This is a genomic window from Janthinobacterium sp. GW456P (genome assembly GCF_002127655.1).
In the GTDB taxonomy this organism is placed as follows: domain Bacteria; phylum Pseudomonadota; class Gammaproteobacteria; order Burkholderiales; family Burkholderiaceae_D; genus Janthinobacterium.
On sequence record NZ_NEHB01000017.1, the window covers coordinates 12217 to 27213 of the forward strand.

15 protein-coding genes are annotated in these 14997 nt (G+C 65.6%); 11 read left to right on the forward strand and 4 right to left on the reverse strand.

The genetic code is table 11. From position 1 onward, the window contains the following. Positions 1-96: 96 nt before the first annotated feature. Both CBW66_RS16900 and CBW66_RS16905 read left to right on the forward strand, forming a co-directional pair. Positions 97-774: a response regulator transcription factor gene (locus tag CBW66_RS16900; protein WP_086140227.1), complete on the forward strand. Its 678-nt coding sequence runs from the start codon at positions 97-99 to the stop codon at positions 772-774. Further along, a complete protein-coding gene (locus CBW66_RS16905; RefSeq protein ID WP_086140228.1) occupies positions 771-2069 on the forward strand; it encodes an ATP-binding protein in 1299 nt (432 codons plus the stop codon). The genes CBW66_RS16900 and CBW66_RS16905 overlap by 4 nt, the downstream gene beginning before the upstream one ends. Here the strand turns inward: CBW66_RS16905 and CBW66_RS16910 are convergent. Beyond that, the gene (locus tag CBW66_RS16910) at positions 2047-2943 is read right to left on the reverse strand and encodes a DMT family transporter (protein ID WP_086140229.1); all 897 of its coding nucleotides are present in this window, start codon (positions 2941-2943) and stop codon (positions 2047-2049) included. The two genes, CBW66_RS16905 and CBW66_RS16910, sit on opposite strands and share 23 nt — an antisense overlap. Before the next feature lie 77 nt (positions 2944-3020). Here CBW66_RS16910 and CBW66_RS16915 point away from each other — a divergent pair, with 77 nt between their 5' ends. The 3 genes from CBW66_RS16915 to CBW66_RS16925 all read left to right on the forward strand — a co-directional run bounded on the left by CBW66_RS16915 (position 3021) and on the right by CBW66_RS16925 (position 5056). Then, positions 3021-3509 (forward strand): Lrp/AsnC family transcriptional regulator, encoded by a 489-nt coding sequence (locus tag CBW66_RS16915; protein WP_086140230.1) that lies wholly within the window; start codon positions 3021-3023, stop codon positions 3507-3509. Between the two features lie 10 nt (positions 3510-3519). Beyond that, positions 3520-4341, forward strand: coding sequence for an APH(3') family aminoglycoside O-phosphotransferase (locus tag CBW66_RS16920; RefSeq protein WP_086140231.1), 822 nt, complete (start codon positions 3520-3522; stop codon positions 4339-4341). 199 nt (positions 4342-4540) lie between these two features. After that, complete coding sequence (locus tag CBW66_RS16925; RefSeq protein ID WP_205701140.1) at positions 4541-5056, forward strand: GNAT family N-acetyltransferase; 516 nt, start codon at positions 4541-4543, stop codon at positions 5054-5056. A 52-nt stretch (positions 5057-5108) separates the two neighbouring features. Here CBW66_RS16925 and CBW66_RS16930 read toward each other — a convergent pair whose 3' ends face one another. Beyond that, complete coding sequence (locus CBW66_RS16930; RefSeq protein ID WP_139841755.1) at positions 5109-5648, reverse strand: hypothetical protein; 540 nt, start codon at positions 5646-5648, stop codon at positions 5109-5111. Between the two features lie 105 nt (positions 5649-5753). On the opposite strand from CBW66_RS16930, the gene CBW66_RS16935 reads away from it, so the two are divergent. After that, positions 5754-6137, forward strand: coding sequence for a glutaredoxin domain-containing protein (locus CBW66_RS16935; protein WP_086140234.1), 384 nt, complete (start codon positions 5754-5756; stop codon positions 6135-6137). 18 nt (positions 6138-6155) lie between these two features. Here CBW66_RS16935 and CBW66_RS16940 read toward each other — a convergent pair whose 3' ends face one another. Further along, on the reverse strand, positions 6156-7523 hold the full coding sequence (locus CBW66_RS16940; RefSeq protein WP_170932893.1) for an MFS transporter: 1368 nt from the start codon (positions 7521-7523) through the stop codon (positions 6156-6158). Between the two features lie 140 nt (positions 7524-7663). On the opposite strand from CBW66_RS16940, the gene CBW66_RS16945 reads away from it, so the two are divergent. Then, positions 7664-8581: a LysR family transcriptional regulator gene (locus CBW66_RS16945; protein WP_170932894.1), complete on the forward strand. Its 918-nt coding sequence runs from the start codon at positions 7664-7666 to the stop codon at positions 8579-8581. Here CBW66_RS16945 and CBW66_RS16950 read toward each other — a convergent pair. Then, positions 8576-8806 (reverse strand): DUF3820 family protein, encoded by a 231-nt coding sequence (locus CBW66_RS16950; RefSeq protein WP_086140237.1) that lies wholly within the window; start codon positions 8804-8806, stop codon positions 8576-8578. The two genes, CBW66_RS16945 and CBW66_RS16950, sit on opposite strands and share 6 nt — an antisense overlap. Positions 8807-8949: 143 nt before the next feature. On the opposite strand from CBW66_RS16950, the gene CBW66_RS16955 reads away from it, so the two are divergent. From CBW66_RS16955 to sppA, 4 genes are all read left to right on the forward strand, one after another. After that, positions 8950-10161, forward strand: coding sequence for an MFS transporter (locus CBW66_RS16955; RefSeq protein WP_086140238.1), 1212 nt, complete (start codon positions 8950-8952; stop codon positions 10159-10161). A gap of 85 nt (positions 10162-10246) precedes the next feature. Then, positions 10247-11464 carry a YeeE/YedE family protein gene (locus CBW66_RS16960; protein WP_086140239.1) on the forward strand — a complete coding sequence of 406 codons (1218 nt, stop codon included), beginning with the start codon at positions 10247-10249 and terminating at the stop codon, positions 11462-11464. Positions 11465-11532: 68 nt separating this feature from the next. Further along, positions 11533-13011, forward strand: coding sequence for a sodium:solute symporter (locus CBW66_RS16965; protein WP_086140240.1), 1479 nt, complete (start codon positions 11533-11535; stop codon positions 13009-13011). Between the two features lie 75 nt (positions 13012-13086). Further along, positions 13087-14961, forward strand: coding sequence for a signal peptide peptidase SppA (sppA, locus tag CBW66_RS16970; protein ID WP_086140241.1), 1875 nt, complete (start codon positions 13087-13089; stop codon positions 14959-14961). Positions 14962-14997: the final 36 nt, after the last annotated feature.

Consider the following 14997-nt stretch of genomic DNA (forward strand, 5'->3'; position numbering starts at 1 on the left):
TGAAAAGTGTACAAATGTGTACCTGATTGTCGAATATGCCACTTGCGCGCCGCGCTCCACTACAATACCCCACAAAAATGGCGGCGCGGAGGGGCGATGCAAGCGGTAATGCTGGTGGAAGACGATGCGCGGCTCGCCGCGCTGGTCAAGGAATACCTGGAGCAATACGACTATGCGGTCGACGTGGTGACGCGCGGCGACCAGGCCATGGCGCGCTTTCGCGATACCCAGCCCGAGCTGGTGATACTCGACCTGACCCTGCCCGGCGTCGACGGCCTGGTGGTGTGCCGCCAGCTGCGTCAGCTCAGCGCCGTGCCGATCCTGATCCTCACGGCGCGCGAAGATAGCTTCGACGAAGTGTCGGGCCTGGAGCAGGGCGCCGACGACTACGTGAACAAGCCGGTCCAGCCGCGCGTGCTGCTGGCCCGCCTGCGCGCGCTGCAGCGGCGCGGCAGCGCGGCGGCCGGCAGCGATATCGTCATCGGCCAGTTGCGCGTGTCGCGCGCGAACCGCGCCGTGCACTGGCGCGGGCAGGAAATCGCCATGAACAGCGCCGAATTCAAGCTGTTCGCCATCCTGGCCGACGCCGCGGGCAAGGTCATGTCGCGCAACGACATCCTCGTGCGCATGCGCGGCATCGAGTTCGATGGCCTCGACCGCAGCATCGACAACTGCATCTCGCGCCTGCGCCGCAAGTTCGACGACGGTGGCGCCGAACGCATCAAGACGGTGTGGGGCGAAGGCTACCTGCTCACGCCCTCGGCCTGGGAATGAACCGCCTGTTCTGGCGGTTCGCGCTGCTGGTGCTGCTGGCCGTCGCGCTGGGCAGCTGCGTCATTTACTTCACCTTCAGCCGCCTGTTCGGCGATCCGCTCGAGCATATCGCGCGCGACCAGGCCGCCGGCCAGATCTTCCTGCTGCAGCAGTACGTCGACCAGGCGCCCGCCGACGAATGGCTGCCGCGCCTGAACAAGGTGCGCGAAGTGTCGGATGTCACCCTGGAACTGCAGCCGCTGGCCGCGGTATTGGCGGCGCTGCCGGCGGCGCAGCGTGCGCCGCTGCTGCAAGGCGCCGTCGTGATGGACGTGGGCGGCAAGGCCTTCTACCGCCGCGTGGACGCCACGGGCGCGCGCTATGCCGGCTGCGAGGACGACGTGATCCACGCGCAGAGCCTGCCCATCGACATCGCCCAGGCGCTGCGCATGGAGGCGATCCGCTTTGCCGTCATCGCGCTATGCCTGCTGCTGCCGCTGGGCTGGTGGACGCGCGCGCATGGCCGCAGCCTGGCCGCGCTGTCGCGCATGGCCGACGATTTTGGCCAGGGCGACCTGACGGCGCGGGCGCAGGTCAGCTCCGCATCGAGCATCGCGCCGCTGGCGGCCCGCATCAATGACATGGCCGAGCGCATCGCTTCCCTGCTGGAGGCGCGCAAGCATTTGCTGCTGTCGGTCTCGCACGAGCTGCGTACGCCGATCGCGCGCCTGGAATTCGGTCTGGAACTGCTGGCCGCGCGGCATGCTGAAGGCCAGCCCGACCTGCGGCGGCGCGTCGACGCCATGGGCGCCGATGTCGAGGAACTGAAAACGCTGGTCAATGAGCTGCTGGGCCTGATGCAGCTCGATCATGCGCAAGCGTTGCCGCGCCAGCCGTTCGCCGTGGCGCCGCTGCTGCAGGCCTGCCTGGCCGCCTTGCCGCGGCAGGTGGACGCCGGCATCGCCGCCGACCTGGGCGAAGTACGCGGCGATCCCCGCCTGCTGGCGCGCGCCGTCGGCAACCTGCTCGGCAACGCCGCCAAATATGCCGTCGCGCGCATCGCGCTGTCGGCCGCGCGCGATGGCGATGCGCTGCGCATCGTGATCGAGGACGATGGCCCCGGCATTCCCGCCGGCCAGCGCGAACAGGTGTTCGCCCCGTTCTATCGCCTGGCCCGCGAGCAGGACCATGCGACCGCCGGCCATGGCCTGGGACTGGCCATCGCCGCCCGAGCCGTCGCGCTGCACGGCGGCGCCATCGCCATCGACGACTCGCCGCTGGGCGGCGCGCGCTTCACGATTTATATTCGGGCGTGAGGGCCGGTGCAGGGCGCCGCGCGCGCTGCGCCATGTATGAGCTGCCCATCGACGCGGCCATGATCATGGCGATGGCCAGCCACTGCCCGGCACCGAGGCGCTCATCGAGCAGGATGTAGGCCAGCATGGCGGCCACTGCCGGTTCCATGCTGCTCATGATGCCGAACGCTTGCGGCGTCAGCCGCTTCAGGGCCACCATTTCCAGCGAGATCGGGATGGCGCTGGAAATGAGGGCCACGCCCAGGCCGATGGCCAGGACGACGGGCGAGAGCAGGGCGGCGCCGCTGTGCGCCACGCCCACGGGCACCACCACCAGCGCGGCCATGGTCAGGCCCAGGGATACCGAATGGCCCGCATGCAGATGGCTGGCGCGCTTGCCGAAGACGATGTACGAGGCCCAGCAGACGGCCGCGCCCAGGGCGAACAGCACGCCCGTGGGATCGAGATTGCTGACGTCGTGGCCGAGCGGCAGCAGCAGCGCCAGCCCCGCCACGGCCAGGGCCACCCAGACGAAGTCGAGCGGACGGCGCGAGGCCAGCAGCGCCACGGCCAGCGGGCCGGAAAACTCGATCGCCACGGCGATGCCGAACGGGATCGTGCGCAAGGCCATGTAGAAGCACAGGTTGGTCAGGCCCAGCGCCGCGCCGTACAGCGCCACCGTGCGCAGGTCGGCGCGGCTCAGTTGCCAGCGCCACGGGCGCCAGAACAGCAACAGCAGCAGGGCGGAAAAGCCCACGCGCACGGCCGTCGTGCCTTGCGCGCCGACCAGCGGAAACAGGCTGTGCTTGGCCCATGAGGTGCCGAGGCCCAGCGCGGTGACGGAGCCGAGGATGGCGAGCAGGGGAATGAACGAGGAATAGCGGCGTAATGGCATGGAAATAAAAGGCTTGATATCGGAATAGCGAAAGTTTATTGTGTCTGCTCCGATATTTGCACTGCATTTTGACCTCCATGACGCAACTTTCGCTCACGCCGTCCCCCGCCCTCGATGCTTTCGACCTGGCCATCCTCGACATCTTGCAGCGCGATAACACGACTTCGCAGCGCGAGATCGCCCAGGCCGTGCATTTGTCGGCGCCGGCCGTGCAGCGGCGCATCCGCCGCCTGCGCGAAAGCGGCGTGATCCGCAAGGAGGTGGCCGTGCTCGACGCGAGCCGCCTGGGCCGCCCGCTGATCTTGACGGTGGAAGTGCATTTGCACGACGAACACCCGCAGCGCACGGCCGGCATGCGCGCGCGCATCATGGCCGAGCCGGCCATCCAGCAGTGCTACGGCATCACGGGCGAGGCCGATTACCTGCTGGTCATCACGGCCAGCAGCATGGCCGAATACGAGGCACTGACGGAGCGCCTGTTCGGCGGCGACGACAATATCCGCCGCTACCGCACCTCCGTGGCATTGACCTGCCTCAAGATGGGCTTGCACGTGCCGCTGGCATAGGATCGGACAGATGACGATCTCCAACAAGAAGCAAGCGGCCGTGACGGCAGCCATGCCCGCCAGCCTGCGTGCCGCCGTGGCCGGCTATCGATGGGTGCGCGACAGCGCCGGTGAATCGGACGCGGCCGTCTATCGGCTGCAGGGCAGGGACGGCGCGCCGGACCTGTTTTTGAAGCATGGCAAGGGTGTTGCCGCCGCCGAGCTCGCCGATGAACTGGCGCGTCTGCGCTGGCTCGCGCCCTACCTTCCCGTACCGCCGGTAGCGCAATTCGCCCAGGCGGCAAACCCGGACCAGGCATGGCTGCTGACGGCGGCGCTGCCAGGCACAACGGCGTCTGCGCTGCTGGAAGCGAACCCCGCGCTAAGGTCCACCGTGGTCGACGCGCTGGCAACTTTCCTGCGCCGCCTGCATGCGCTGCCCGTCGATGCCTGCCCGTTCGACGCCAGCCCTGCCGTGCGGCTGGCCCAGGCCCGTCGTCGCATTGATGCGGGCCTGGTCGATGCCGGCGATTTCGATGTCGCGCGCCAAGGCTGGACGGCGGAGCAGGTGTGGGCGGCGCTGCAGGATTGCCAACCCGCCGCGCCCGACCTCGTCGTCACGCATGGCGATTTTTCGCTGGAAAATATCCTCCTGCATGAAGGAACGGTCGTCGGCTGCATCGATGTGGGACGGGCGGGCATTGCCGACCGTTATCAGGATCTGGCCATCGTCTGGCGTGCTCTCGGTGAGTTGGACACCGCGTTACAATCAAGCTTGTTACAGCAATATGGGATCCTTGATGCCGATCAAGGCAAGCTGCAATTCCATCTGCTGCTCGACGAACTGTTTTGAGCACTGCCCGACGCAGTAGCGCCGCCTGCACTCGGGCATAATCAGCGGGGATGAAGAGGGGAGCACGGGAATGGGGGAGCAGGAAAATGCGCATCTGGCCGATCCAGGCCTGCTGGCCGCCTGGCTGGCGGCACGCTCGATTGCACGGGGCCTGCCGCCGCCCGTTCCCGATCACGGCGGGTGGCGCGTCGATACAGGCTTGCCGGGCGAAATCCGGCGCCATGTTTTTGCGGGACCGGTTCCAGGCATCAGCGCGTTGGCAGCCTCGATCCACGGCCCGCATATCTTCATCAAGATGTGTGGCGCCGGGCAGCAATTGCTCGGGCTGTTGCCGCCGCGTTGGCAACTTTGCCCTGGCGGCTATTTCATGCGCCATGCAGGCAGTCTGCGGGCGCCAGACCTGCCTGCCGGCTATCGGCTGGAAGTGACAACGTCACAGGCCATCACGACAGTGCGTATTCTGAGCGGCGATGGCGGTATTGCCGCCAGCGGCCATGCCGTGGAATATGCCGGCGTGTTTGTCTTTGACCGCATCGTTACGGAAGCGCCACATCGGCGCCGGGGGCTGGGCAGAGTACTGATTGCCGCGCTGGCGGCCCGGCAACGATCGGGCAGCGCGCGCCGCGTGCTCGTGGCAACCGAGGATGGGGCAAAATTGTACGCGAGCCTGGGTTGGCAAATCGAGTCACCGTATTCGACGGCGACGATTGCTTGACGTTGCGATACCGTACTTGCGCATCGTGGAGGCTGGGCGGCCATGTTGCGGCTTATGGCTCGTCACGCTCGGCATCGCGTTCGCGGCAGCTCAAGGACGCGTAATGGCCCTTGGGCAGGCGAGTCTGGATGGCAACCTCGCTCAATGCATGCCGGATATCGACGGGGTCGGTCAAGGTGCAGCGCTGGGCGATGGCGAACGCTTGCAGCTTCTGCGTGCTGCCCTGCACCTTGAGCGTTACGCCCGCTCCGGGGCTGACGCAGCAGCCGATGTACTGCGTGATGTATTCTTCCTCGATCAGCACCAGTTCATGCCCCATGAAGCTGGCCGGCTTTTTCAGCAGGTAATAATCGGTGTAATCAAAGCGCTGGTCCGGGCGCTTGCCGATGTAGCCTTCGCGCATGTAAGCGGCGATGGCCTTGCCGGAGGTGCCGGTTCTTTCCGTCGTGCCCTTTTTCAGGTGCAGCGCCTGGATCAGACCGTTTTCAAGACCGGGATGGGTGGCGAGGGCGCTGGAGCAGCAGGCGGCGAGTAAAAGCGAGCCGATCAGGCGGCGGGCGCGGCATGCCGGCATGAGAGTGAGTTCTTGCATATATTCAAATGAAGGGGCGGAGTGGCGCAGTGTAGCCCACGCCCGCCTGTGCGCGTGGCACAATGCGTGATCGGCACGCCACGTGCCACTTGACCCAGGACTTTCATGACCCGCGCCATCCTCGACGAAGCCCAGATCCATCCCGCCGCCCGCCCTTTGATCGGCAGCAAGCACCAGGACATCGTGCGCGAGGTGCAGGCCGCCATCGCCGCGCACCAGGTGGTGGTGGTCGGCATGGCGCTCAACCCGTTCCCGCGCAAGGCACGCAAGATGCTCGACGTGCTGGGCACGCCCTACCAGTACCTGCAATATGGCAGTTATTTCAGCCAGTGGCACCGCCGCAATGCCTTGAAAATGTGGACGGGCTGGCCCACGTTTCCCATGATTTTCGTCAACGGCGTGCTCATCGGTGGCGCCAGCGAGCTGCAAAAGCTCGTGGAAAATGGCGAGTTCAGCGCCATGCTGGCGAAGAAGGTGCGTGAGTTCTGAGCATCGCATGGCCAGTCTCTAGCGTGCCTTGATCTGGCCAAAACTGATGAGGGCGCCGATGCCGAGTGCGATACCGGCCAGTAGCAGCGCGACATGCATGCCGGCCAGCAGGTGTGCCGCGCCGCCAGCGACCAGCGAGCCGAATATTCCGACGCCGATCACCCCGCCCGTCTGGCGCGCGGCGTTCAGCGCGCCAGAGGCGATCCCCGTGCGTTGCTTGTCGGCAGTGGCGAGTACGGCCGTCGTCATGGCGGGAACCGTCAGCGCGACACCGACCCCGGCCGCCAGCAGCGGGCCGACGATGACACCATACGGCGTGGACGCGCCAATGCCGGCCAGCGCCAGATAGCCGCAGGCGGCCAGTGCTTGCCCCATCACCATGGGCAGCCGGGGGCCGTAGCGCGCCGTCAGCCGGCCAGACAGCAGATTGGCGAGCGTGACCAGCGCCGTCATTGGCAGGAAAGCCAGCCCGGTCATCAATGGCGTATACCCCTTGGTCGTCTGGAAAAACAGGCTGAACACGAACATCAGGCCGTAGTAGGCGAAGTTGGTGAGCAGTCCGACGGCGCAGGAAGCGCTCATCACTGGCGAGCGGAACAAGGCAAGCGGCAGCATCGGGTCGGCGCCCCGCGCTTCGACCAGGATGAACAGGGCGCCCGCCACGACGAAGCAGGCAAAACCGGACAGCACCAGCGGGTGCGTCCAGCCCAGTGCGCCGCTTTCGATAAAACCGAGGGTGAGTCCGCCCAGCGCGAGAATCGCCAGCACTTGCCCGCCCAGGTCCAGGCTCCGTCCGGATGACTTTGAACCCGATGGCGCGTAGGCCAGGGTCAGGCAGATGCCCACGAGCCCTAGTGGCAGGTTGAGCAGGAAAATGCTGGGCCAGTCGAAACGGTCGACCATGATGCCGCCAACCACGGGCCCGGCCGCCAGCGCCAGGCCGCCCACGCCCGCCCAGATGCTCACGGCGCGCGCACGCGCGGCCGCTTCCGGAAAGCTGGCGCTCAGCAAGGCCAGCGAGGCCGGCACGCACAGCGCCGCCCCCACTCCTTGGGCGACCCGGCCGGCAATCAGGGCGCCGATGGTGTCTGCCATGCCGCAGGCCAGCGATGCCACGGTAAACAGGGCAAAGCCCATGACGAAGATGCGTCTGGCGCCGTAACGGTCGCCGATGGCGCCGGCCGTCAGCAGCAGGCTGGCAAAGACCAGGGTGTAGGCGTTGATGATCCATTGCAAGCCGGTCACGTCGGTGCCCAGCGAAGCCTGGATACGTTCCAGCGCCACGTTGACGACTGTGACATCGAGGATGACAAGCACGAAGCCCAGGCTGGTGGCGAACAGGGTCAGGCGTGGAGATACGGCGTGCCGCAGTGTCAGGGTAGGCATGAGAAGGAAGTCCCGAAGAGGGTGTTCTGGTTGATGGGAGTCGTCGCGAAAAACGCCGACTGGTTCCGCTCTCATTGTATTGCCTTGAAAAATTAGATAAACTAGCTTTTTATTGTTTGACTACCTAGAAAATATTGGCAATGGATATCTTCAAGGCGATGACCATCTTCATCCGTGTCGTCGATACGGGCAGCTTGACGGCCGCGGCGGCGCAATGCGACCTGTCGCCCACGATGGTGGGCAATCATCTGCAGGCGCTGGAGGAGCATCTCGGCACGCGCCTCATCAACCGCACCACGCGGCGTCAGCATCTGACGGAATTCGGTAAGGCGTATTACGAACGCTGCATGGAGATCCTCGGCCTCGTCGGCGATGCCGAGGCGCTGGCGCTGGAAACGCAAAGCAGCCCGAAGGGGCGGCTGCGCGTGACCGCCTCCGCGACATTCGGCACGGAACGGCTGATCCCAGCGCTTGCCGACTATACGGCGCGCTATCCCAAGGTGGATATCGACGTGGTCATCACGGACACCGTGGTGGACCTGGCCGAGGATGGCTTCGAGGCGGCGATCCGCCTCGGCAACCTTGGCGACCAGTACGGGGCCGACCTGGTGGCCCGCCCGCTGGCGCCGTATCATTTGATGCTGTGCGCCGCACCGGCGTATCTGGCGCAGCACGGTGAGCCGCAGCGGCCCGAGGATCTGGCGCAGCACAATTGCCTGGCCTATGTCTATTCCTCGCGCTCCGAGTGGCGTTCGGCACAGCCATCCTGGCGCATGACGGGGCCGGAGGGCGACATCAGCGTGCCGATTGCGGGCAGGATGCGGGTCGACAGCGCGCAAGGCTTGCGGCGGGCGGCGCTGGCCGGCATGGGGATCGGCATGTTGCCCGAGATTATGCTGTCACAGGATATCGCCGAGGGCCATCTGGTACGCCTGCTGAACGGCTACACGCCGCCCAGCCGGCCCTTGCATCTCATCTATCTGCGCGACCGGCGCATGTCGTCCAAGCTGCGCAGCTTCGTTGATTTCGTGGTGGAGCGGTTTGGCGCGGCCTTATGAACGCGGTCGGTTTTGATGCGTGCGCAGCGGGTCGAGCAAACTGCGCAAATCGTTGTGGTCGAGCTCATACATCAGCGCAATTAAACTGCCCAGTTCGCCCGAGGGGAAGCCCTCGCGCGCGAACCAGCCCAGGTAGTGTCCCGGCAAGTCGGCCAGCAGCCGTCCTTGATATTTTCCATATGGCATTTCGCGCGTGACCAGCAGCGCCAGTTTTTCTGAATTCATGGTGGTGACCCCGTGTGGATGCGGCCAGTGTAGCAGACCATCAAATTGTTGAGTTGGACGCAATTATCTTCTGCCCGATCAGGTATTTTTCGGAATAAAGAAAACCCCGATACTGCATGCCAACATCTTTATCGGAGTTTGTCATGCCCATTGCCTTGCTCGCGCTGACCCTCAGCGCATTTGCCATCGGAACCACCGAGTTTGTCATCGTCGGGCTGTTGCCCACCATCGCCGCAGACCTGGGCGTCAACCTGCCATCGGCCGGCCTGCTGGTCAGCCTGTATGCGCTGGGCGTCGCCGTCGGCGCGCCCGTGCTGACTGCCCTGACGGGCAAGATCCCGCGCAAAACCTTGCTGCTGTCCTTGATGGTCTTGTTCACCCTGGGCAATTTGCTGGCCTGGAAGTCGCCTGGCTATGACACCCTCGTCGTCGCCCGCATCCTGACGGGGCTGGCGCATGGCGTGTTCTTTTCCATCGGCTCGACCATCGCCACGTCATTGGTGCCGAAGGAGAAGGCGGCCAGCGCGATCGCCATCATGTTTACGGGCTTGACCGTGGCCCTGGTGACGGGCGTGCCGCTGGGCACCTTCATCGGCCAGCACTTCGGCTGGCGCGAAACCTTCCTGGCCGTCTCGGCCCTGGGCCTGGTCGCCTTTGTCGGCAGCCTGCTGTACGTGCCGTCGACCATCAGGCACAGCAAGCCCGCCTCGCTGCTGCAGCAAGTGCAGGTGCTGGGCCAGCCCCGGCTGCTGCTGGTGTACGCCATGACGGCCGTCGGCTATGGCGGCTCCTTCATCGCTTTTACGTATCTGGCGCCGATCTTGCAGCAAGTGTCGGGTTTCAGCGCCGGCGCCGTGGGCGCGGTGATGCTCGTGTATGGCGTGTCCGTGGCGTTCGGCAATATCTGGGGCGGCAAGCTGGCCGACAAGCAGGGCCCGGTGCGCGCCCTGAAACGGATCTTTTTGCTGCTGGCGCTTGTTTTGCTGGTGCTGACCTTCACTGCGCCGCAGCCGGTGCTCGTCGTCATCACCGTCTTGTTGTGGGGCGCCGTCGCCTTCGGTAACGTGGCTGGCCTGCAAGTGTATGTCGTGCAGCAAGCGGAGCACTTCACGCCCAGCGCCGTGGACGTCGCTTCGGGCCTGAATATCGCCGCGTTCAATCTGGGCATCGCCGGCGGCGCCTGGGGCGGCGGCCTGATCGTGGAACACCTGGGCCTCGTGCACACGGGATGGATCGGCGCGCTGGTCGTGCTGGGGGCGTTCGGCTTGACCGTCCTGAGCGGACGCCTCGACCGTTTGAATCCCATCCCCGTGCGCAGCGGTGGCGAGAAATCGCTGCATGCGGTGGGGCATTAAGCCTGCTTGATCTGCAGGCAAGTTGCCGGGAAGGGCGGGAGCAGGGTTTACAATGGTGTTTCCTTTTCTCCCGCCCCTACTCACCATGTCCGATACAGCAATGTCCCCGCTGCGCCTGCGCGCCGCCATCAACCCCAAACCGCTGGGCGTCGCGCTGCTGCTCATCGTGCTCGGCGCCTGCTACCTGGCGCAAACCGTCGGCTTCAAGCTGGCCGCGCTGTATGTGGTGGGCGCCTTGTTGGGCATTACCCTGTACCACGCGGCCTTCGGTTTTACGTCAGCCTGGCGCGTCTTCATTGCCGATGGCCGCGGCGACGGCTTGCGCGCGCAAATGCTGATGCTGGCCGTGGGCGTGGCGCTGTTCTTCCCCGCGCTGTCGGCCGGGACCCTGTTCGGCACGCCGGTGGCGGGCCTGGTGTCTCCGGCCGGCACCTCCGTCATCTTCGGCGCCTTCATCTTCGGCATCGGCATGCAGCTGGGCGGCGGTTGCGCCTCCGGCACCCTGTACACGGTGGGCGGGGGCAGCACGCGCATGCTCATCACCCTGGCCGCCTTCATCGTCGGCTCCGTGATCGGCACGGCGCACATGCCATTCTGGACGGCGCTGCCGCAATTGAAACCGATTTCCCTCGTCACAAGCCTGGGCTTGCTGCCCGCGCTGGCGCTGAACTGGCTCGTCTTCGCGCTAATCGCCGGCATCACGGTGCTGGTGGAAAAGCGCCGCCATGGCAAGCTCGTCGCGACGCCATTGCGGGCCGCGCAGTCGTCGCCTTGGCTGCATGGCCCCTGGCCGCTGGTGGCGGGCGCCATCGCGCTCGTCGTGCTCAATTTCATCACCCTGGCATTGTCGGGCCGGCCGTGGGGCGTGACGTCCGCGTTCGCTCTGTGGGGCGCGAAAGCGGCGTCCTTGATCGGCATCGACACGGCCAGCTGGGCCTATTGGTCGACCAAGGCCAACGCGGCCGCCCTGGCCGCGCCCTTGACGCAAGACAAGACTTCCGTGATGGATATCGGCATCGTGCTCGGTGCCATGCTGGCGGCGGCCCTGGCCGGCCGCTACGCGCCCGTGTGGCGCATCCCGCGCCGCTCGGTCATCGCCGCCGTCGTCGGCGGCTTGCTGCTCGGCTACGGCGCGCGCCTGGCCTACGGCTGCAATATCGGCGCCTATTTCAGCGGCATCGTCTCGGGCAGCCTGCATGGCTGGCTGTGGCTGGTCTGCGCTTTCCTCGGCAATATCGTCGGCACGCGCTTGCGCCCGTGGTTCGGCCTGGAAGTGGAAAAAGTCAAACCGAGCGGCTGCTGACGCCGGCATAAACAGGGGCTTTGCTGTATATTTCTGCCCCTGTTCACCTTGCCGCCAGCGTATCGTCCATGTCGCCCCCCATCCTGTTTGCCGTCGTCCTCGCGTATTTCCTGATACTGCTGGGGGTAGCCTGGCGCACCTCGCGCCACGCGACCAACGACAGTTTTTTCATCGGCAACAAGAACAGCCACTGGATGCTGGTGGCCTTCGGCATGGTCGGCACCACGCTCACTGGCGTGACCTTCATCAGCGTGCCCGGCGCCGTGGGCAGCAACGGCTTCGGCTACGTCCAGCTGATGCTCGGCTATGTGCTCGGCTACCTGGCCATCACGTTTATTCTGCTGCCGCTGTACTACCGGCTGCAGCTGACCTCCATCTACCGCTACCTGGAACTGCGCCTGGGCCGGCGTTCCTACCAGAGCGGGGCCGCGTTTTTCATCGTCTCGCGGCTGCTGGGAGCCACGGCGCGGCTGTACCTGGTGGTCAATATCCTGCAGGCGACGATACTCGACAGCTTCGGCGTGCCGTTCTGGGCTACCGCCAGCGTCGTGCTGCTGCTGATCCTGCTGTACACGTATGAGGGCGGCGTGAAAACCATCGTCTGGACCGATACCCTGCAAACGGCGTGCATGCTGGCCGGTCTCGTCATCTGCAGCGTGTTTTTGCTGCGCGCCATGGACCTGTCCATCGTCGACAGCCTCGAGCGCATGCGCGCGCAAGGCCTCACGCGCATGTTCAATCTCGACCCGGACAGTCCCGCCTATGTGTGGAAGCACATCGTGGCCGGCATGTTCATCACTGTCGCCATGACGGGCATGGACCAGGAAATGATGCAAAAGAATATCTCCGTGCGCACCTTGCGCGACTCGCAAAAGAATATGCTCAGCCTGACCGTGGTGCTGACCGGCGTGCTGCTGCTGTTCCTCTTCCTCGGCGGCTTGCTGCACCTGTATGCGCCGCTGGCCGGAATCACCGCCACGGGCGACAAGCTGTTCCCGGCCGTGGTGCTGGGTCACTTTCCCGCCGCGGCGCAGCTGATCTTTTTCATCGCCCTCGTTTCCGCCCTGTTTCCCAGCGTGGACGGGGCGCTCACGGCGCTGACGTCCACCTTCTGCATCGATATCCTCGGCTTGCAGCGCAGGGCGGATCTCAGTGCAAGTGCACAGATGCGCTGGCGCCGCCGTGTGCACCTGGGCTTTGCCGCGCTGTTCCTGATCCTCATCATGGCCTTCAAATGGCTGGACGACCCCAGCATGATCGGCGTGATCCTGAAGCTGGCCAGCTACACCTATGGTCCGCTGCTGGGCCTGTTCGCCTTCGGCCTGCTGAGCCGGCGCGGCGTGCGCGACCGCTGGGTACCGCTGGTGGCCGTGGCCGGGCCGCTGCTGTGCGCGCTGATCGAGCAGGAGCAGGCGCGGCTGTTCGAGCACTACCGCATCGGCCTGGAATTGCTGATATTGAACGGCGCGCTGGTGCTGGCCGGCCTGTTCCTCATTTCCACGCCGCCAAGCCAGGGCGGCCAGGGCGCGCAATACTTGTCAAAATAAGACGAATCCCAAGGCGATCGCGGCCATTTTCAGCTATATTGGTTTCCTTTAGGTACATAACCTCACGGAGCATCAATGTCACTGAACCCCTTCCCGCCGCTGCGCCGCGGCTTTGGCGCATTCTGGCGCGCGCTGGACGCCACCCGCCGCGCGGTCATCAATCTGATTTTCCTGCTGATCGTCATCGCCATCCTGATCGCCCTCTTCGGCGGCGGCGCCAAGCCGCTGGCGGAAAAGACCACCCTGGTGCTGGACTTGCAAGGCCCGCTGGTCGAGGAAACCCCGGGCGGCGTGCGCGAGGCCGTGCTGGCCAATGTCAGCGGCGAAGTCAAGAAAAGCGTGCAGCTGCGCGACGTGCTGGCCGTGCTCGACACGGCGGCCAAGGACAAGAACATCGGCTCCATGGTCATCCTGCTCGATGAATTGCAGGGCGGCGGCCTGGCCTCGCTGCGCGAAGTGGCGGCGGGCGTGGAACGCTTCCGCGCCACCGGCAAGAAAGTGACGGCCTGGGGTTCGAGCTACAACCAGCGCCAGTACCTGGTGGCGGCCAAGGCCGACGAGGTATTCCTGCACCCCATGGGCGGCGTCATGCTGGAAGGCTTTGGCCGCTACCGCAATTACTACCGCGACGCGCTCGACAAAGTGGGCGTCACCGTCAACCTGCTGAAAGTGGGCACGTATAAGAGCGCGGCCGAGCCTTTCATCGCCAACGGCCCGTCCGACGCGGCGGCAGAAGCGGACCGCTACCTGAACAATGGCCTGTGGACCACCTACACGACGGACGTGGAAAAGGCGCGCAAACTGCCGGCCGGCGCCATCATGCAAGCGATCGACGCGCTGCCCGCGCTGATGACGGCGGCAGGCGGCGACATTGCCAAGCTGTCGCTGGACGCCAAGCTGGTCGACGGCCTGAAAACGCGCGATGAACTGCGCCAGTTCATGATGGCGCGCGGCGCGAAGAATACGGAAGGCACGAACTTCCGCCAGGTGAACTACACCGATTACCTGGCGCGCCTGCGTCCCGTGCACGTCGGCGACGCTGTCGGCGTGGTCATCGCCTCCGGCGAAATCGGCGACGGCATCGCGCCGCCGGGCGCCATCGGCGGCCTGTCCACCTCGCGCCTGATCCGCCAGGCGCGCGAAGACAAGTCGATCAAGGCCGTCGTGCTACGCGTCGATTCGCCGGGCGGCAGCGCCTTCGGCTCGGAACTGATCCGCCGCGAACTGGAATTGACGCGCGCCGCCGGCAAGCCGGTGGTCGTCTCGATGGGCAACGTGGCCGCTTCCGGCGGCTACTGGATCAGCACCTCGTCCGATGAGGTGATCGCCGACGCGGCCACCATCACCGGTTCCATCGGCGTGTTCGCGATTCTGCCGACGGCCGACAAGGTGGTGGAAAAGTTGGGCATCCACACGGCCGGTTCGCCGACCACCTGGCTGGCTGACGCGGGCAATCCATTGCGCCCGCTCGACCCGCGCTTCGCGCAAGTGATCCAGGGCTCGATCAACCACGTGTATGGCGACTTCCTGGGCCTGGCCGCCAAGGCGCGCAAGACGACGCCGGAAAAGATCAATGAGGTGGCGCAGGGCCGCGTCTGGACCGGCTTGCAGGCGAAAGAGCGCAACCTGGTCGACCGCATCGGCAGCTATGGCGACGCGCTGGCCTCGGCCGCCAAGCGCGCCAAGCTGGGCAGCGACTACCGCGTGACCTACCTGGAGCAGGAAACGTCGAACGTGGACCGTCTGATCGGCATGTTCGGTTCCAAGGCCATGGCTTCGCTGGGCCTGGGCGAGCACGTGAAGCTGGGCCTGGCCGGCACGGGCTTGCCGGCCGACGCGGCGCTGGGCATGGCGCAGGACCTCTCCTGGCTGTCGGGGATCACGCGCGAACGCAAACCGTTCATGGCGCTCACGCACTGCCTGTGCGAGGTGCCCCTGGGCGGCAAGTAACACCCACATCAACAGCATATCCAAGCCGGCTTCGCC